The organism is Sneathiella sp. D3-11, assembly GCF_055809395.1.
Window position 1 is genome coordinate 1,966,052 of the sequence record NZ_CM147911.1, and the last position, 19,276, is coordinate 1,985,327.

At 54.0% G+C, this 19,276-nt stretch carries 14 protein-coding genes and 1 pseudogene; 13 read left to right on the plus strand and 2 right to left on the minus strand.

What is annotated here, in order from left to right:
• Window positions 1-103: 103 nt before the first annotated feature.
• The 9 genes and pseudogenes from AC0L73_RS10105 to AC0L73_RS10145 all read left to right on the plus strand — a co-directional run bounded on the left by AC0L73_RS10105 (window position 104) and on the right by AC0L73_RS10145 (window position 12,138).
• Window positions 104-2,206 (plus strand): sensor histidine kinase, encoded by a 2,103-nt coding sequence (locus AC0L73_RS10105; RefSeq protein ID WP_473653673.1) that lies wholly within the window; start codon window positions 104-106, stop codon window positions 2,204-2,206.
• Window positions 2,207-2,214: 8 nt separating this feature from the next.
• Complete coding sequence (gene tsaE, locus AC0L73_RS10110; protein WP_227948345.1) at window positions 2,215-2,706, plus strand: tRNA (adenosine(37)-N6)-threonylcarbamoyltransferase complex ATPase subunit type 1 TsaE; 492 nt, start codon at window positions 2,215-2,217, stop codon at window positions 2,704-2,706.
• Complete coding sequence (locus AC0L73_RS10115; protein WP_227948344.1) at window positions 2,699-3,661, plus strand: aminoglycoside phosphotransferase family protein; 963 nt, start codon at window positions 2,699-2,701, stop codon at window positions 3,659-3,661. The genes tsaE and AC0L73_RS10115 overlap by 8 nt, the downstream gene beginning before the upstream one ends.
• Entirely contained in the window at window positions 3,658-4,389 is a 732-nt protein-coding gene (locus AC0L73_RS10120) for a nucleotidyltransferase family protein (protein ID WP_473653674.1), read from the plus strand. The genes AC0L73_RS10115 and AC0L73_RS10120 overlap by 4 nt, the downstream gene beginning before the upstream one ends.
• Window positions 4,386-7,370, plus strand: a complete 2,985-nt coding sequence (gene addB / locus AC0L73_RS10125) for a double-strand break repair protein AddB (RefSeq protein ID WP_227948342.1) — start codon at window positions 4,386-4,388, stop codon at window positions 7,368-7,370. Before AC0L73_RS10120 ends, addB begins: the two co-directional genes overlap by 4 nt.
• A pseudogene (gene addA, locus AC0L73_RS10130) lies at window positions 7,367-10,026 on the plus strand (double-strand break repair helicase AddA). The gene addB and the pseudogene addA overlap by 4 nt, the downstream one beginning before the upstream one ends.
• On the plus strand, window positions 10,023-10,754 hold the full coding sequence (locus tag AC0L73_RS10135) for a PD-(D/E)XK nuclease family protein (protein WP_473653675.1): 732 nt from the start codon (window positions 10,023-10,025) through the stop codon (window positions 10,752-10,754). The pseudogene addA and the gene AC0L73_RS10135 overlap by 4 nt, the downstream one beginning before the upstream one ends.
• A gap of 105 nt (window positions 10,755-10,859) precedes the next feature.
• Window positions 10,860-11,180 carry a thioredoxin TrxA gene (trxA, locus tag AC0L73_RS10140; protein ID WP_227948340.1) on the plus strand — a complete coding sequence of 107 codons (321 nt, stop codon included), beginning with the start codon at window positions 10,860-10,862 and terminating at the stop codon, window positions 11,178-11,180.
• 70 nt (window positions 11,181-11,250) lie between these two features.
• Entirely contained in the window at window positions 11,251-12,138 is an 888-nt protein-coding gene (locus tag AC0L73_RS10145; RefSeq protein ID WP_227948339.1) for an alpha/beta fold hydrolase, read from the plus strand.
• 3 nt (window positions 12,139-12,141) lie between these two features.
• Here the strand turns inward: AC0L73_RS10145 and AC0L73_RS10150 are convergent, their stop codons facing one another.
• The gene (locus AC0L73_RS10150; protein WP_227948338.1) at window positions 12,142-13,635 is read right to left on the minus strand and encodes an AMP nucleosidase; all 1,494 of its coding nucleotides are present in this window, start codon (window positions 13,633-13,635) and stop codon (window positions 12,142-12,144) included.
• Window positions 13,636-13,773: 138 nt separating this feature from the next.
• Between AC0L73_RS10150 and AC0L73_RS10155 the strand changes: the two genes are divergently transcribed.
• Window positions 13,774-14,724: a tRNA dihydrouridine synthase gene (locus AC0L73_RS10155; protein WP_473655441.1), complete on the plus strand. Its 951-nt coding sequence runs from the start codon at window positions 13,774-13,776 to the stop codon at window positions 14,722-14,724.
• Window positions 14,725-14,732: 8 nt separating this feature from the next.
• Window positions 14,733-15,278, plus strand: coding sequence for a hypothetical protein (locus tag AC0L73_RS10160; protein WP_473653676.1), 546 nt, complete (start codon window positions 14,733-14,735; stop codon window positions 15,276-15,278).
• Here the strand turns inward: AC0L73_RS10160 and AC0L73_RS10165 are convergent.
• Complete coding sequence (locus AC0L73_RS10165) at window positions 15,275-15,661, minus strand: VanZ family protein (protein WP_227948335.1); 387 nt, start codon at window positions 15,659-15,661, stop codon at window positions 15,275-15,277. The two genes, AC0L73_RS10160 and AC0L73_RS10165, sit on opposite strands and share 4 nt — an antisense overlap.
• Before the next feature lie 179 nt (window positions 15,662-15,840).
• Between AC0L73_RS10165 and AC0L73_RS10170 the strand changes: the two genes are divergently transcribed.
• Window positions 15,841-17,313 (plus strand): undecaprenyl-phosphate glucose phosphotransferase, encoded by a 1,473-nt coding sequence (locus tag AC0L73_RS10170; RefSeq protein WP_227948334.1) that lies wholly within the window; start codon window positions 15,841-15,843, stop codon window positions 17,311-17,313.
• 314 nt (window positions 17,314-17,627) lie between these two features.
• Window positions 17,628-19,268, plus strand: coding sequence for a GumC family protein (locus AC0L73_RS10175; RefSeq protein ID WP_473653677.1), 1,641 nt, complete (start codon window positions 17,628-17,630; stop codon window positions 19,266-19,268).
• Window positions 19,269-19,276: the final 8 nt, after the last annotated feature.

Below are 19,276 nucleotides of genomic sequence, written 5' to 3' on the forward strand. Positions count from 1 at the left end.
TTTTTCTATTCTCTGGAAGATGTCGCCGAGCGTAGGGGGTGGCACCATGAGAAACGACACCATCATGGTGAGATAAATAGGCAAAAGCTTTGAACCGGCAAGGATGATAGAAGATTTTACCTCAACACAGTTGACGCTTGTCTGGTTGTTGACGCTCGCCGTTATCGGCTTGCTGATGGCGTTTTTTGTCATGCGCAAAAAGGCCCTGGCCCTTCTTGGTCAAATCGATCAGGAAAGTGAAAAGCAACAAGGCTATGAAGAGACAATCGATTCCCTGACATTGGAGCAGGAGCGGGCGCAGTCGGAGATTATATCGCTGAAATCCTCTCTCGCGACGGCGCGGCAGGAACGCGATGACTTTATTGAACTGTTGAATGCGGCACCTATCCCGATCTGGCGTCGCGACCAGAACTCCAAGATCATTTGGCGCAACCGGAAATATTCGGACATTGCCGGCATTGACGATGGCGAGGAAACGGCCGTGCCGGAACTGGCTTCAAGCCGCGATCCGGATCAGGCTCGCAAGCTGGCGACAAAGGCGCGGGTCACCGGCATGACACAGAGCGAGACCCGCCGTTATATAGTCGAGGGAGATCGGCTCAGTTTCAAGATTGTCGAAACGCCGCTGGAATATGATAACCAATTGGCGGGTTTTGCAATGGATACCACCGGAGAGACAGAACTTTCCGAGGAACTTAAACGTCATATCGAGGGCCATGCCGACGTTTTGGAAAACGTGGCTAGCGCCATCGCCATTTACGGCCCGGATCAACGGCTCGAATTTTTCAACCAGACCTATGCCAAGCTTTGGCGCATAAGCGATGATTTTCTCTATGGCAAGCCAACCATCAGCGAGGTACTGGATAAACAGCGGGAATTGCGCCGGTTGCCTGAACAAGCGGATTTCGCATCCTACAAGGATAAGCGCCGGGCGCTCTTTACCAATGTGATCGAGATGCGTGAGGAACTGGTCCAGCTTCCTGACGAAACAGTATTGCGCAACATTATCACGCCACATCCGTTCGGGGGACTTTTGTTCCTGTTTGAGGATGTGACCGACAAGGTCGTGTTAGAGCGGGCGCGCAATACCCAGATCGCGGTTCAGCGCGCGACGCTTGACAATCTTTATGAAGGGGTGGCTGTATTTGGATCAGATGCGCGTTTGAAACTCTATAACGCCGCTTACTGCGCAATTTGGGATGTTGAAGACGAGGATTTGCAGGAAGATTGCCATATCTCACAGATCATTGACTACCATATGGAAAGATCAGATCAGAAATGGCCGGACGATCTGAGGGAAAAATATATTGCCAATGTGACTCGCCGTGATGCCGCCAGCGGACGCATTGAGCGGGCGAATGGCACCATCATAGACTTTAACCGCGTGCCTCTGCCGGATGGAAATGTCCTTTTCACCTATGTTGATGTGACACATGAACTCCGCGCGCAGCGGGCGCTGCAGGAGCGTAATGAGGCATTGGAAGCGGCGGACAGGATGAAATCTGAGTTCGTGGCAAGCGTTAGCCATGAATTGCGCACCCCGCTCAATACCATCATCGGATTTGCCGAAATACTGGTGAAGGAATTCTTTGGTCCGCTCAATGAGAAGCAGGTGGAATACGGACAGGGTATTCTTGAAAGTTCCGACCATTTGTTGTTGCTCGTTAACGACATTCTCGACATGGCGAACATTCAGGCGGGCAAGATGGAACTTGAAAAGGCGCCTGTTGATTTTGCGGCAATGCTTCGGACAGTTGTTCCCATGGTACAGGATCGCGCAAAGAAACGGCACTTGGTGATCAAGACTGAGATCGAAGAGGATCTCGGTTTTGTCGATGTGGATGAACGGCGCATCAAACAAGTGATTTTTAACCTGTTCAGCAATGCCATCAAGTTCACCCCATCAATGGGCGAGATTGTCCTTGGCGCACATAGAACGAATGACGGGTATGTCATGACAGTTCGTGACAATGGAAAAGGGATCGCCGAGGATCAGATTGAGCGTATTTTTGAGCGGTTCTCGAAGGGCGATACCACGAAGCAGAATGCGGGCGCCGGTCTCGGCCTCTCTTTGGTGAAAAGTTTTGTCGAGCTGCATGGCGGGTATGTTGCGCTCACTTCCAAGGAAAATATCGGCACGACTGTTTCCTGCTACCTCCCTGCGACTGTGGCCGCCGTGCCGACGCAGATGGTCGAAAATTCCTGACGGGCGCCATGACACAATCATTCCTTTTCGATAGGCGCGTTAATTCTCTCGCCGGAACGGCAACCCTCGCGGGCGAGATCGCCAGTCTGTTGAAGCCCGGCGATATTATTGCCCTTGGCGGTACGCTGGGTTCAGGAAAGACAGCTTTTGCCCGGGCGTTGGTGCGGCATCTTGCGGAGGAAGACATCGACGTACCGAGTCCGACATATAATCTTCTACTGACCTATGATTTCGATGATTTCTGTCTCTATCACTATGACCTTTATCGCCTTGAAAGCCCGGAAGAGGCATTTGAGCTGGATATTGACGAGGCATTTGATACAGGCGTTTCCCTAATCGAATGGCCAGACCGGCTCGGCAAGTATCTGCCTGAAGATCATCTGCTGATCGAGATAAAAGCTGAGGAAGGAGCCGACGAAGAAGCGCGGATTTTTGGCTTTTATGGCGGGGATGACTGGCGCCGTCGCCTCACAAAACTGGCGGAGGCGCATAATGCGTGAGACGGCGCTTTACGCCTTTTTGAAACGCAATGGCGTTGAGGACGCGCCGCGTCATCCGCTTGCCGGGGATGCGTCTTCCCGCCGTTATGAACGGATTGAGGTGGGCGAAAAGTCTCTGATCTTGATGGATGCACCGCCGCCCGAGGACGTTACCCGCTTCACCGAAATTTCTAAAACGCTGATCGGGCGCGGATACAGCGCGCCTGAAATTCAGGCGGAGGATACCGCTGAGGGATTTTTGCTTCTGGAGGATCTGGGGGATGATCTGTTCGCACGGCTTTTTGAAGCGGGTGAGGCGGAGAAGCCGCTTTACTGTCTTGCCGTCGATTTTCTGGTTGATCTCGCGAAAACTCCTCCGCCCGAGTTTCTACCGGTGTTTTCCGATGATTACCTGCGGGCGCAGAATGAGATGTTTCTTGATTTTTATGTGCCTGAAAAACTTGACGGACCGCTCTCCGATGAACCGCGCGAATTTTACCGAGAAATTTGGGAAAATATGCTCCCCAGAATGCGCATGGGGCCGAATGTGATGTTACTCCGGGATTTTCACTCAGAAAACCTGTTGTATTTAAAAGACCGGAAGGGGCTCAAAGCTCTGGGGCTTCTTGATTTTCAGGATGCGCTGAAAGGACCTGCGGCCTATGACCTTGTCTCCCTTTTGCAGGATGCCCGGCGGGATGTGGATGAGACATTGGCCGCGGAGATGATTTATCACTATCTCGATGAAACCGGCGTGGAGGAGGCGGCATTTCTTGAATCCTACGCCATTTTGGGCGCGCATCGGGCGCTTCGGATTATGGGCATTTTCTGCCGCCTTGCGAAGGTGGAGGGGAAAACGCGATATCTTGATATGATCCCCCGGATGCAGCAGCACCTTGCTGGGAATTTAGCGCATCCGGGCCTCGCGGCGCTTCGCAACTGGCTCCAATTGACTATCGGCGAGGGGAAATCGTGACGGATTTACCCAATCTTCCGGATATGCGCGTGATGATTCTGGCGGCCGGGCTCGGCACCCGCCTTCGCCCGATTACAGATGTTACGCCGAAACCGCTGGTAAAGGTCGCAGGGCAGGCACTGATCGATTATTGCTTTGACCTTTTGCGCTGCGCCGGCATTCGCTCCGTTGTGGTGAACAAGCATCATCTGGCCGGACAGATATCCGAATATGTTGGCGCGGTTACCGATTTGGAAATCGCTGTCTCCGATGAAACGGCCGTGCTGCTTGAGACGGGCGGCGGGGTCAAAAAAGCATTGCCGCTTCTGGGGGCCAGCCCGTTCTTCGTTCTAAATTCCGATGTTATTGTTCTAGATTCGGGCGCGAGCTCGCTGCTTAAAATGCATGATTTGTGGGACAGTGAAAAAATGGATGCATTATTGTTGTTGCATCCGGTGGAAACGGCCGTCGGATATGCGGGAAAAGGCGATTTTCATCTGGGTTCGGATGGTCGGCTGACCCGCCGCACGCAAGGGGAAGGCGCGCCCTATCTCTTTACAGGAGTTCAGATTTTGAACCCGGTGCTTTTCGACGATACGCCCGACGGGGCCTTTTCCCTTAACCTACTTTATGACAAGGCACTTGCGAACGGACGGCTTTATGGTCTCCTGCATGAAGGCCACTGGTTGCATGTGGGTACGCCCGATGCTGTTATCGAGGCGGGTGAAAAGATCGAAGCGCTACGATGACGGAGATTAGGAAATCTCCGCAGGTTCTCAATATTCCGCCGGAATATTCCTTTGTAGATGTTCTGGCGAGAGAATTATTGCGGCGTCACGGCGCCAATGGTCAATCCCTTAGTGAAATTACTATTCTGACGACCACGCGGCGCGCGGCGCGCGCATTGCAAAGCGCGTTCCTGCGGGAGACGGCGGGCAAACCCCTAATGCTTCCGCGCATGCGCCCCATCGGTGACGTGGAAGAAGATGAGTTGCTGCTTGAAAGCGATATCGGCATCGGCGGGGCAGGTGAAAAGCTGCTGTCCCTGCCTCCTGCGATTGACCCTTTACGGCGTCAGCTGCTCTTGAGTCGTCTGATCCAAGCGCGTGGCGATCATGCAGGCGGGATCGCGGAGGCGGCGGGCCTTGCCTCAGCGCTCGCCCGTTTTCTTGATCAGGTACAAACGGAAGGGTTGGATCTTGCGGATCTTAAGAAACTGGTCCCGGCTGAATATGCCACCCATTGGCAGGTCACGCTTGAATTCCTTGAAATCCTCAGCCTGAACTGGCCCGCGATCCTTGCCGCGGAAGGCGCAATCGATCCGGCACTGCGGCGGGACTTGCTGCTCCGGGCGCAGGTTGAACATTGGCAGGAAAACCCGCCTACAGCGCCGGTTTATGCAGTGGGCTCCACCGGTTCCATACCGGCGACGGCGCTTTTGCTCAAAACCGTGGCCGAGCTGCCAAATGGAACTGTTATCCTGCCCGGGCTGGATCGCCATCTGGATGCGGAAAGTTGGCAGGTTTTGCGCCGTGATCCGACCCATCCGCAGCACGGCCTCTCCCTGCTTTTGGATAAGTTTGGTATCTCGCGGGAGGAGGTTGAAGATCTCATCGATGCGGAATTCCTCTCCTCCCCCTCGGCGCGCTCGGCATTGCTCGCAGAAGCGCTGCGACCCGCCGCGACCAGTGATCAATGGCAGCAGGCAGCGACTCCCGAAGAGACCGCTCTTGATGGTATCCGGCAGCTCGACTGTCTGGACGCTCAAGGAGAGGCACAATCCATTGCCCTTCTGATGCGCGAAGCGCTGGAAACGGATGGCAAAACGGCCGTCTTAATCACCCCGGATCGCGATCTTTCCCGACGGGTGGGGGCGGAATTGCGCCGCTGGAACATTGATGTGGACGACAGCGCGGGTATCAGCCTCGATCAATCGCCGCCCGGCGTCTTTCTGCGCCTGCTTGCCCGACTGATCGAAAGCGAGGCGGAACCGGTCGCGTTGCTCGCTGCGCTCAAGCATCCGCTCGCGTCCGGGGGCATCGCGCCGGAAATATTTCGCCGCCATGTCCGCGCATTGGAACTGGCTACGTTGCGCGGACCGCGTCCGGCCTCCGGTTTTGAGGGTATCGCAAGAGCGCTTTCCATGAGCGAGGCAGAGGAAAGTGTCAAACACTGGTTTCAGGATCTGACAAATCTTGCTGCTCCGCTTGAGGAAATGATCAGATATGGCGAAGTTGATTTTGCAGAGTTCCTGAAGTTCTTTATTAAATTCGCGGAAAATCTCTCAACCCCGGCGGAGACGGAAAGCTCAGCGCTCTGGCGCGGTAATTTCGGGGATGCCGCGGCGTCTTTTCTGTCGGAACTCATGCGTGCCGCTGATGTGATCGATGCGTTTGATCCGACAAGTTGGCCCGAGCTTCTCGACAACTTGATGCGCGGGCGCATGGTCCGCCCGCAATATGGCCTGCACCCGCGCCTGCAGATTTGGGGTCCGATAGAAGGGCGGCTTGGGCGCGCCGATCTGGTAATTCTGGGCGGGCTGAATGAGGGAAGCTGGCCCCCTGACGCCGGAAATGATCCCTGGATGAGTCGGCCGATGCGGGAAAAATTCGGCCTCCCCCTGCCGGAACAGAAGATTGGACTTTCTGCTCATGACTTTCAGCAGGCCTTTGGTGCCGCCGAAGTGGTAATGACGCGCGCGGCGAAAATCGATGGCACGCCGACAGTTCCCTCCCGCTGGCTGCTTCGGCTGGAAACTTTTCTGAAGAAGTTTGATCTGACGCTGGATACAGACGGCGCACGATCAGTTTTTGATTGGCAACAACAGCTCGACCAACCTATGGAAGTACAACCGGTTCTCGCGCCCCGTCCCACACCGCCGGTTGATGCGCGTCCGCGCCGTCTCTCGGTGACACGGATCGAGAAATGGATCAAGGACCCTTACTCCATCTTCGCTGAACAGATCCTGAAGCTTTCTCCACTCGATGACATTTCAACTGATCCGTCAGCGGCCGATAAGGGCACGTTTATTCATGCCGCGCTGGAGGAGTTTATCAACTATTACCCGGTGCAGCTTCCCCCTGATGCCCGTGAAAAGCTTCTGGATTTTGGTCGGGCGGCTTTCGGTGATGTGCTGTCCTATCCAGCCGTCTGGGCGTTCTGGTGGCCACGGTTCGAGCGGGTTGCCGACTGGTTTGTTGATTTCGAGACGGCACGACGCAAGAAGTTTCGAACGTTGGAAACAGAGGTTAAGGGGCAGATAGATATCCCCGCGCCCCATGCGAAATTCGTTTTGAGCGGGACCGCTGACCGGATTGATATATTGGAGGCAGAGGGCACGCTCTCCATTCTTGACTATAAAACGGGTGCGCCGCCTTCGATCACCGAAGTGGAGACCGGCGTTGCGCCGCAGCTCGCGCTGGAGGCGGCGATGCTGGCCAGGGGTGGTTTCACAAAGATTACCCCCGCTCCGGTCGAGGAGCTTGCCTATGTCCGGTTAAGCGGTGGTGATCCGGCGGGTGAATTCCGTACCGCGGGGGGCAAGAAAACGCCACCGCCGGAAACGCTGGCGGAAGAGGCTTATGAAGGGCTGCTGCGCCTTATCGCGCAGTTCGACCGGCAGGCGACGCCATATTTAAGTTGTCCGCGCCCGGACCTGCCTTATCGCTTCAATGACTATGAGCATCTCGCCCGGGTCAAGGAATGGTCGAGCGGGGAGGATGCGGAATGAGCTTAACTGACCTTGTTGACAGTGGCATAGCGCGGCAGAAACAGGCGGCCGATCCGGATAAGTCGGTTTGGGTTTCTGCATCCGCCGGGTCGGGCAAGACACGGGTGTTGGTGGAGCGGAGCTTGCGGCTGATGCTGGCGGGTACGCCCCCGAAAAAATACTCTGTATTACCTTCACCAAGGCAGCGGCGGCGGAAATGGCAAACCGGCTGAATGCCACGCTCGGCAGTTGGTCGGTGATGGACGATGCCCGCCTTGCCGAAAGCCTCTATGATCTAATGGGCCGGCCTGCAACAGACGGCGAGGCAATCTGGGCACGGCGACTGTTTGCAAGCGTGTTGGATGCGCCGGGCGGTTTGAAAATACAGACCATCCATTCTTTCTGCGAATCCGTCCTTGGTCGGTTTCCGCTGGAGGCGCGGTTGTCACCCAATTTCGAAGTGATGGATGAGCGAAGCGCCGGGGAAATCATGCAGATTGCCCGCGATGAGACATTGCTCGAATGCCAGCAACCAGAAAATGCCGCTCTCGGTGCGGCTTTGCGGCTGTTGAGTGAAAAGGTCAATGAAGAGGGGTTTTCCAAGCTTCTAAAAGATCTCGGGGGTAAGCGCAGTCAACTACTGCGCCTGCGCGCGGAGTATGGCGGGCCCAACGGGGTGATCAGGGCGCTGGCGGGCAGGATCGGTATCGATCCGGAGTTGACGGAAGAGCATATCATCGCCCGCGCTTGCCGGGAGACAACCTTTGACGGTCCTGCGCTTCGACGCGCGGTGGACCGCCTGCTGATGGGCACTGTTTCAGATGTTAAGAAAGCAGAAAAGATGGCGCCATGGCTCCTCCAGCCTGATCGACGTACTGCGCTTTTTGACGAATACGTCTCTGCATTTTTTACGAATGATGGGAAAATCTTTTCTAAGCTTGCGACCAAAGCTGTCGTTGACGCCATGCCCGAAATCCTTGATGTCATGCTCGAAGAGGCAGAGCGGCTTCAAAAGGTGCTGGAGACGGTCCGGAAGGCGCGGGTTCTGACCTCAACATCTGCCCTGATCCGGCTGGGCCTCGCGCTGATTGACCGATATGAAGCGGAAAAAACCCATCGTGGGCGGCTCGATTATGATGACCTCATTTTAAAAACCCGCGATTTACTGACCGGTGACGGCGTCGCGCCCTGGGTTATGTATAAGCTGGACGGCGGCATAGAGCATATCCTCGTCGATGAGGCGCAGGATACGAGTGCGGCGCAATGGCAGGTCATCGCCGCGCTGGCGGAGGAGTTTTTCTCCGGCGATGGCGCGGTCCCCACCGAACGAACGCTCTTCGTTGTGGGCGATGAAAAACAGTCGATTTATTCGTTTCAGGGGGCGGACCCCGCTACATTTGATGTGATGCGCCGCCAGTTCGAAGAACGTGCTCGCGCGGCGAAGAAAGACTGGCGGAATGTCCCGCTCGATCTTTCCTTCCGCTCAACGGAGAGTGTTCTCGATCTAGTGGATCGGGTATTTGAGGCGGAAGAAGCACGCAAAGGACTGACCGCGTCGGGCGATATGGTCAAGCATCTGGTTCGCCGTGCAGGCGCGGCGGGGCTTGTGGAAATCTGGCCAACAGTAAAGCCACCGGAAATCGATGCGGCCGATCCCTGGGAAATGCCGATGGCGCAGAACCTCGACCAGAATCCTGCGGCGGAACTTGCCAAGAATATTGCTTTGCAGATTAAAGCCTGGCTCGACACCGGAGAAATATTGAGCGCGACCGGACGCGCAATCGCGCCTAAGGATATAATGATCCTCGTTCAGAGCCGGAATGTCTTCTTTGGACATGTGGTGCGGGCGCTTAAAACGGCGGAAATTCCTGTTGCGGGTACTGACCGGATGGTGCTGACAGAACAGCTTGCGGTGATGGACCTGCTGGCGCTCGCGCGTTTTGTGCTGCTTCCCGAAGATGACCTCAATCTCGCTGTGATCCTGAAAAGCCCCTTCGTGGGTTGTGATGACAACCAGCTTTTCGAGCTTGCCTATGGCCGCAAAGGCAGTCTGTGGCGCGCTCTTCGCGATAACAAAACGGGCTTGCCCTTGTTTGATCAGGCACGGACATTCCTCAGTGAGTTGCTGGCACGCGCGGATTTTGTGCCCGTTTATGAATTCTTCGCCGATATTCTCGGCCGCCTTGGCGGACGAAAGAAACTGCTTGGCCGTCTCGGTCAGGAGGCAGCAGACCCGATTGAGGAGTTTCTCTCCCTCGCGCTTAATTTCCAACGGACGGAGGCGAGTTCCCTACAGAGCTTTCTGCATTGGATCGACGCGGGCGCGTCAGAGGTTAAACGCGATATGGAGCAGGGCCGCAATGAGGTGCGTGTGCTGACTGTGCATGGATCAAAGGGATTGCAGGCACCGATTGTCTTTCTACCCGATACTTGCCAAGGCACACGCGCACAGCCCGCAATCTTCTGGACGGAGGAGGAGGCGCCTTTTCCGCTTTGGCCGGTGAAGACGGACAATGACGATGCGTTGACCGCGCGCATGCGGGAACTTTCGAAAGAGCGGCAGCTCGAAGAGAAAAAGCGGCTCCTCTATGTTGCGCTCACCCGGGCCGAGGATCGTCTCTATATCTGCGGTTGGGAAGGTAAGAAAAAAGACCCGCCGATTGCTGGTATGAGTTGATCGATCCGGCTTTCGGCGAAGGGGTTGAAGAAGTAAAACTGCCTTGGGGCGAGGTGGCGCGCCGCTGGTCGAGCGGGACAGTAACGGAAAGAGCGGAAACGACTGAGGTGGTACCGATTCCACTGGCGCCACTCCCAGAATGGATTTCGCGACCTGCGCCAGACGAACCAAGCCCACCCCGACCGCTCGTACCGTCGCGCGATGAGGATGAGACGATGGCGTCTTCCCCGCTCGGGCTGGATGACGGTCGGCGGTTCCATCGGGGTCTTCTTGTGCATAGGCTACTGGAAACTTTGCCGTCAATTGATCTGGCCGCGCGGGAGCGGGCGGCGAAAGCCTGGCTTTCACGCCCGATCCACGGATTGGATGAGGATCGTCAGGCGGAAATCCTGCAAGAAACCCTCGCTGTGATCAATGATCCTGATTTTTCCGCAATATTTGGACCGGGTAGTCAGGCGGAAGTCCCCATCAGCGGCGTAATCGAGGGGCGGGTTCTCTCTGGGCAGATTGACCGGCTGTTGATCGGCGATGAGGAAATTCTTGTCATCGATTACAAGACAAATCGCCCGTCACCTCAGGAAATCAGCGCGGTTCCTGCCTTATATATAAGGCAGATGTCCCTCTATCGCCGCGCACTTAGCGGGATGTATCCCGGAAAAGCGGTGAAATGTGCGCTTCTCTGGACGGAGGGACCGCACCTCATGGAACTGCCGGATGCGCTTTTGTGATCAAGGTTACTTGACGTTGCAATAGGCGATACGTAATTATAGAGACAAGAAGTTTCCGCCGGGGTGCCGGAGAGCTTTTAATTTTTTGCCTGAAATGAGGATACTATGACCACTACGAAAGTCACCGACGCTTCTTTTAAAGAAGATGTCCTAGATAGTTCCGGCCTGGTGTTGGTCGATTTCTGGGCCGAATGGTGCGGTCCTTGTAAACAGATTGCCCCGGCCCTTGACGAAATCTCCCAGGAAATGGGCGGCGATTTGAAGATTGCCAAAGTCAATATCGATGAAAACCCGAATACACCGACAAAATATGGTGTGCGCGGTATTCCGACTCTGATGCTGTTCAAGGACGGCCAGATCGCCGCGACGAAAGTCGGCGCCTCTCCAAAAAGCGCCATTGAAGACTGGATCAAGTCAGCAGGCTGATTGGAAAAATCAGAACTAAAAAAGGCGGGCTTTCGGGCCCGCTTTTTTCTTGAAATAGAAGGAAAGCCGGATGGCCAAGCTGATCAGTAATAATCTCTCTCTAGAATATGAAACCTTTGGGGTGCCATCCGATCCGACGGTAATTTTGATTGCCGGGCTTGGGTTTCAGCTGATTGACTGGCCGAACGCCTTTTGCAAGGCGATTGCTGCAGAAAACTTCCAGGTCATCCGTTTTGATAACCGGGATATAGGCCTCTCCCAGAAACTTGATGAAAAGGGCCTGCCCGATATGGCGGGTATCATGCAGCAGCTCCAGGCAGGGAACGCGCCCACGGTTCCTTATCATCTGAGCGATATGGCGGCCGATCTTGCCGGAATGATGGACGGCCTCGGGATTGACAATGCACATATTGTTGGCATGTCGATGGGGGGTATGATCGCGCAGTTGATGGCAATTTTTTACCCTGAAAGACTTCGCTCTCTCACCTCCATCATGTCATCGAGCGGAAACCGCCACCTGCCACCGTCCACACCGGCGGCGACCTCCGTTCTGATGTCTGCCCCGGCAAGCCAGAGTGTGGAGGATGTGGTGGCGTTCGGGCTTGAGGTCAATGATGTGATTGGCAGTCCGGGTTATCGTTGGGATCGAGAAGAGTTAAAGAGGCATATCCGCGCCTGTGTCACACGCAGCTATGCTCCTGCCGGGTATTTGCGGCAATATGCGGCGGTCTTGGCCTCTAACCCGCGGGTGTCGGAACTCCCTGGCGTCACGGCGCCAACCTTGGTTATTCATGGAAAAGACGATCCGCTCATCCCTTACGCTGCCGGGGAAGATACGGCGCGGTTGATCCCGGGTGCGAAGCTGGAGCTGGTCGATGGCATGGGGCATGACCTGTCGCCCGCGCTCTGTAAACATTTGGCCGGGCTTCTCATCCCGCACCTGACCGCTAACCGTTAGTCCCTAACGGAAAGCGGGTTCATCAAAGCTGCGCAGTTTGCGTGAATGGAGACTTTCCACGCCCTGCCGTCGAAGCTGTTGCAGGGTATCGATGCCGATATGCAGATGCTTCGATGTGCGCCCTTCGTAGAATTTGTTGGCCATGCCTGGCAGCTTGATCTCTCCATGGATCGGCTTGTCCGACACGCAGAGGAGCGTCCCGTAGGGCACACGGAAGCGGAAACCGTTGGCGGCGATTGTTGCGCTTTCCATGTCTACCGCGATGGCACGTGTCTGATTGAAGCGGATGGCAAGTTCCTTGTGCCGCAGCTCCCAATCCCGGTCGTCGGTGGTGTAGACGGTCCCAGTCCTGAAATGCTCTTTGATATCCGCGGCACCGGTAGTAACATCAGCGGCGCGTGCGACCGCTTCGGTTAGCGCGACCTGAATCTCGGCGATGGCGGGCAGCGGAACGGAGGGGTGTATATCCTCATCCAGCACGTGATCTTCGCGCACATAGGCATGGGCGAGCACGAAATCGCCAAGCCGCTGCGTATGGCGCAGGCCACCGCAATGCCCTACCATTAGCCAGCAATGTGGTCGAAGCACTGCAATATGATCGGTAATCGTTTTTGCATTGGACGGCCCGACACCGATATTGACCAGCGTGATCCCCATATGCTTCTCCCCCAGCAGATGATAGGCGGGCATCTGCGGCAGATGGTTTGGCGCGGTGCCTGTCGGAGAGGCATCCGTCAGATTTGGGTTTGGCGTCACGACATTACCCGGCTCCACAAAGGCACGGTATTCCTCCCCTTCAAGGATCTGTTTCTTGCCATATTCGACGAACTCATCGACATAACGCTGGTAGTTGGTGAACAGCACAAATCGTTGAAAATGCTCCGGTATCGTACCGGTATAATGGGCAAGCCGCGCAAGCGAATAATCCACTCGCTCTGCTGTGAATAGTGCGAGGGGGCGGGGCTGCCCGTCCAAGGGGACATAGGTTCCGTTGGCGATACTGTCATTAATATTGGCGAGGTCAGGCATAGTGAAAATCGACTGCAGCGCAGGCATGTCATTGGCCGAGACATTAGACGACGCCGCCTCGATCACAAAAGGAAGCGGCATAGGCCGGTCACTGAGGCCGACGTAGACCGGTCGCTGATGATTTTTCAGGATGAGCCGGATCTGCTCCTTGTAATAACTTTCGAAAAGCTCTGGCTGTGTTATCGTTGTGCCAAAGGTACCCGCCGCGTCAATCTTGCCATATGAGCGTTTGCCGCTGCGATTGATATCGGAGGATTCAACACTCAGGCCGAGATAGGGATAATAGGCGGGGTCTGCGGGACTGGATTTATCCCCGGCCTCAAACGCGCTGAAGCGGGTTTTCACCTTAGTGATGTTTTCTTCATATAGCGCGGTGATCCGCTCAAAAGCTGCATTTTCGTCGGTGAATTCCTGAAGCTCTGTTATGTTCCCATGCGACGAACCCGCGCCCATCAGTAATTCACTCATATAACTCTTCCTTTTGCGATGAACGGCCCCTATGACAGTTCCTTAATTTATATCTTTGTCTTCGTTGTTATTTTACCATTAAAATATGACGAGGAAAATAGAGGATAACGGACTTTGGCTACGGTAACGCTGGCCCCGATGGAAGGGGTCGTTGATGTCTATATGCGCGATATACTAACGCGGATCGGCGGGTTCGATCTGTGCGTGTCGGAATTTGTGCGCGTGAGCCAGCATCTTTATCCCGCTTCCGTCTTTTATACGCTCTGCCCAGAGTTGAAGCAGGGCGGTAAAACCGTGGCGGGGGTTCCGGTTCATGTACAGATAATGGGCGGGGAAGCTCATGTCATGGCGGAGAACGCGGCCTTTGCAGCCGAGCTTGGCGCACCGGGAGTTGATATCAATTTTGGCTGTCCCGCCAAAACCGTGAACCGCCATGATGCCGGGGCGACGCTTCTGCAATGGCCGGAACGGCTTCATGAGATTGTCTCTGCCGTGCGCCGCGCAGTGCCGGAAAACATACCGGTCAGCGCCAAGATGCGCCTTGGCTTTTCTGAAAAAACCCTCGCTATGGAGAATGCTGTTGCCATCGCGGAGGCCGGTGCTTGCAAGCTAACTATTCATGCGCGCACGAAGATGGAAGGATACCGCCCGCCCGCTCATTGGGAATATCTGCGCCCGATTGCAGAGCGGCTTGATATTCCTGTTGTCGCCAATGGGGAAGTTTGGACGCCGGAGGACTATGCTCTCTGCCGGGAGGCAAGCGGCTGCGCTGATGTGATGATCGGTCGCGGTGTGATTGCCCGCCCGAGCCTTGGACGTGAGATTGCGGCTTCGTGCAGTTCTTCTGTTATGGGGAATGCCTTTAACTGGTCACAAATCCTGGGCATACTTGCTGAATATCACGATCTTATCGAGGGGATGGCCAATCCACCGCGGCAGGCGGGACGGCTAAAACAATGGATAAAGCTGCTGGCGCGCAGCTATGGGGAGGCCGGGGTGCTGTTTACGCGCATTCGCCGGCTTGAGGATCCGCAGGATATTCTGGCGGAAGTCATTGCAACGAAGGAACGCGCGCTGGACGCTGCGTGAAGGAAAAAATGCTTGAGGGGGATATGAAGGATGCGGAGCGCCGCATCTGCGCGCGCGGGATACGGGGTTTTGCCGTTGTTATGGCGGCGATGTTGTTGATTACCAGCTGTGTCATACCGCCGCCGCCCATTCCGTCGCTTCATGAGGCGCTGCTTCAGGATACCGGCTTCCAACTTGGCGATAAGGATATTAAGGGCGGCATTGAACACGCGGAATGCGCAGCAGAAAGCCGCTATGACGGTCCGACAGGACCGGTTCTCGTGCTGGTGTGCGTTGCGTCTCATGGCAGCAATGGAGACCGTATTCGTTACCGTGTTAGCTATACACCGCCGGAAGCCGGACACCGTGTGTGGAAAATCGATGCTTCCCTCCCTGGTGCGACTTATCAGCAGCTTGGTATTCCAAAAGCACTTAATGAAAAATACGGCCCGGGCCGCAAGGTGAAGACAACTGGTACATGGCGCTGGAATCTCGACGCGGCACATCTTGAACTGCGCGAAGATCAATATGGAGTACATTTCATGCTATGGGACCGCAGCCTGAGGCAAAGTTAGAGGTTTACGCAGCGGCGGCGATAGCGAAAAATCAATGCCACAAAGGCAATACCGGCAAGGACACCGGATAAATTTGCAACAATGTCCAAAAGTTCGAAGTCACGGCCTGTAAGGGGTTGCAGAAACTCAACAAGAACGCTTACGATAAAGGTGCAAGTACTGAGTATCAGTCGTTGTCGCCAGCCGCGTCCCGCATAGCAAGCAGCCAGTGCGAGGAGCGCATAAGCAGTGAAGTGCCGTATCTTGTCATTTACGAGATTTGAAAAGGATGGTTCATTGCCGGGCGGCAAAAGGGAGAGAATTACCAGGGTCAGCAGGCCCGCTCCCCAAAGGAACAAGGCAATTCGATAACTGTTTTGATTATGAATATTCGTTGTGGTCATCGGTAATATTGCGGACCTTTGATTTATGAAAAATTAACGATAAGCCATGTAAATTACTACCAAGCGATGTATGATTTGTAATATTTTCAGCGGGCGCAGTCGAGACTAGCTTTACCAACCAACTTTTACCATCGGTTTTGAAGCAGGATTTACGGGCGCCTGTTGTCGGAGAAATTTCGTTGAATAAGATTCCGGATAACGGTCTGAACAGCAAAAAAATTGCTACCGAGCATGACTCTGCATATAGTGGCGGATACCCTCTATCTTCGGGCGTCTTGTCCCCGATTTTCTCCGTACTTGATCTTTTGTGGCTATTTTTGGCCGGATTTCTCAGCCATTATTTCGTGATTGGCGGCAGTTTGTTTGCCCATGAATACTATCTGTATGCGGTTATCCTGGCGATAATCATCTTTTTCTTCCTTGGACATTATGCGCGGATCTACTCCTTTTCGACACTGCTTGCGCCGCTTACCAACCTGCCGAACCTTGCCATTGTTTGCCTCACAACCTTCATGCTGCTGCTGGCGGTGGCTTTCTCACTCAAGGTATCTGAGGAATATTCGCGGATCTGGATGTATAGTTTCGCCTTAACTTCCTTCGTTGTCATTCTGTCGTATCGGCTGATCGCTTTTATTATCATCAATTATCTGGCCAATCGGGGAGTTTGCACACGTAAAGTCGTTGTTCTTGGCGGCGGAAAGCAGACAGAACAGCTATTGCGCCAGCTCGAAAATGAAAAGCCAACGGTTAATAAGGTTGTCGGTATCTTCGACGATCGCATTGGCCGCGTCGGCCCTACGGTTGCCGGACATTCCCTCCTCGGGAATATTGAGGCACTGATAAAATTCGTCCGCGAAAACCGTGTTGACGATATCATTGTCGCACTACCGTGGAACGCGGATGAGCGTCAGATGGAAATTGTCCGTCGGCTGCGTGAACTTCCGGCTCATGTCCATTTGGTGTCTGATCTTGTCGGCTTTCGTTTTCCGCATCGGCCATCCCCTAACCATTTTGGCGGCTTGCCAATGATTGAAGTGGTGGATTCGCCGCTTTCCGGATTCAAGATTGTCGTGAAGGCACTGGAAGATCGTATTCTGGGTTCATTGGCACTCCTTCTGTTTTCCCCACTCTTGCTGGCAGTTGTTATCGCGATCAAGCTGGAGAGCAAGGGGCCGGTGTTGTTTAAGCAAAAACGCTATGGCTATAACAACAAGGTATTCGAGATCTATAAATTCCGCTCCATGTATCATGATGGCGCGGTAGGCAAAAAGACTGTCCAGGCCTCAAAAGATGATCCGCGCATAACCCGGGTTGGAAAATTTATCCGCCGGACCAGCTTGGATGAGTTGCCGCAGCTTTTCAATGTCGTCAACGGAACGATGTCGCTTGTTGGTCCGCGCCCCCATGCCGTAGATCACAACGAGGAATATTCTGAACTGATCGAAGGCTATTTCGCCCGCCATAAGGTGAAGCCGGGGATTACCGGCTGGGCGCAGGTAAAGGGATATCGCGGGGAGACGGATACGCTGGAGAAAATGGAAGCCAGGGTGAATTACGATACATATTATGTCGAGAACTGGTCGTTGTTCTTTGATCTTCAAATATTGGTCATGACGGTCTTTGTCGGTTTCGTTAATAAAAACGCCTATTGACCGTATCAATCCTTGACATTTGCCCCTTTGACGCTGAGAAAGAGGGCATGAACTGTTGGTTGTTTCCCGTATAGTTTCTCAGGCGGGAGTTTTGTCCGGGCATATTTTTTGCTGCGAAAAACGTTAAGATTTAGCGCAATGTTGCCAATTTATATCAGTTACCAACCATTCCTTAACTCTTTGAGCCTAAAAAGGCATGTGGCATTTGTTGATCGGCTCGAATGGTTGTAAAATTTTAACCATAAGGGCGACTTACAAGACGTCGACCAGAAATTAATTTGAACGATTGAATTGAAAAAATTCCGAGCAATAGAATGAGCCAAGATTTTACACTCCCCGAAGAAGAAGCTTCGCCGATCAATTTTGAGCGGATCGTTTCTGCTGCCAAGAGGCGGTTTCTGTTCTTTCTGATTCCGTTCGTTCTGGTTTTGGCCGGCGCCGTCGCGGTGATCCTGATTTTGCCGCCGCATTATAGCTCCTACGGCACTATTCTTGTCGAAACGCAGCAAATCTCACCCGATCTTATTGAATCGACCGTTAGTACCGATCCAGACCAACGTATCCGGATGATTGAACAACGGGTGATGACCCGGGAGAATCTGCTGAAAATTATCGACAAATTCAACGTCTATGGAGATGACAGAAAATTTCTGACGGTATCCGAGCTTGTCTTCAAGATGCAGGATAACATTGCGATTGATGTGATCACCTCATCTTTTTCCGGAAACAGGCGGAGGGAGACGACGATCGCTTTCTATGTCGGGTTTAGCCATGAAAATCCGCAGATTGCGACCGATGTAGCCAATGAACTGGTCACATTGTTCCTGAGTGAAAATGTGCGCACGCGGACCGAGCGGGCAACTGAAGCAACGGCTTTTCTCACCGATGAGGCTGATAAAGTTCGCCGTCAATTGACCCAGGTTGAAAGTGAAATTGTCGCCTATAAACAGAAATATAAGGACGCTCTGCCAGAGCACCTCGGCCTGCGTCAGAGCATGCTGGATAGATCGGAAGATCAAATTCGCGATCTGCGCCGTGATTTGCGCGCACTTCAAGAAGACAAACGCTATCTGGAAATTGAACTTACTTCTGCCCGGTCGGGCCTTACTGCTAGTGGCGGCGAACAGTCTGAGCTAGCGCAAAACCTCTCTACCTTGAAAGACAGCCTGTTGGATGCTTCCACACGGCTGACGGATTCACATCCAGATATTATGGCACTGAAAAAGCGTATCGCGGCCCTGGAACAGCAAGTTGAGCAGGAAGCAGCCGCTGCGCGTGCAGCGACGGCCCAGGACCAATCAGTAGCGAGCAGTGTGTATAATCCTGTCGTTGAAAAACTTCAGATTCGCATCGCGGCGACAGATGATAAAATTGCGGAAACGCGTCGTCAAATCTCGGCAGCCACTACAAAGATGAAGGAGCTTGAAGGGATCATCCTCGAAATTCCGCAGGTTGAACGCGGCTTGACCGTTCTGGATCGGACTTATACAGATTTGCTGGATAAGTTGAACTCTCTCGAATCGAAGCAGGCACAAGCGCAACTCTCACAGAATCTTGAAGAAGAAAAGAAGGCGGAACGTTTTGTTCTGCTCGAACCGCCAGTCGTACCGACAGAGCCGGTTTCCCCGGACAGAAAGAAGATTTTGGGTATTGGTGGGTTTCTCGCGCTTGTTGTCGGAGTCGCTTGCGTCTTCCTGATCGAATTGATCGACCGGAGAATCCACAGCGCATCTGAGCTGGAAGCGGTGCTTAAGCATCCGCCTATCGTATCCATACCGTATATTCACACACGTAAAGAGAATGTGCAGAACCGGATGAAGATTTTTATGTATCTTCTTATCCCGGTTGCTCTGGTTGCCCTGTTACTCGCGGCGGTACATTATTTTTACCAGCCGTTGGACGATCTATTTTACTCGGCCTGGGTGGCTATCGATAGACTATTGGTCGCATTTTAAGAGGGGAC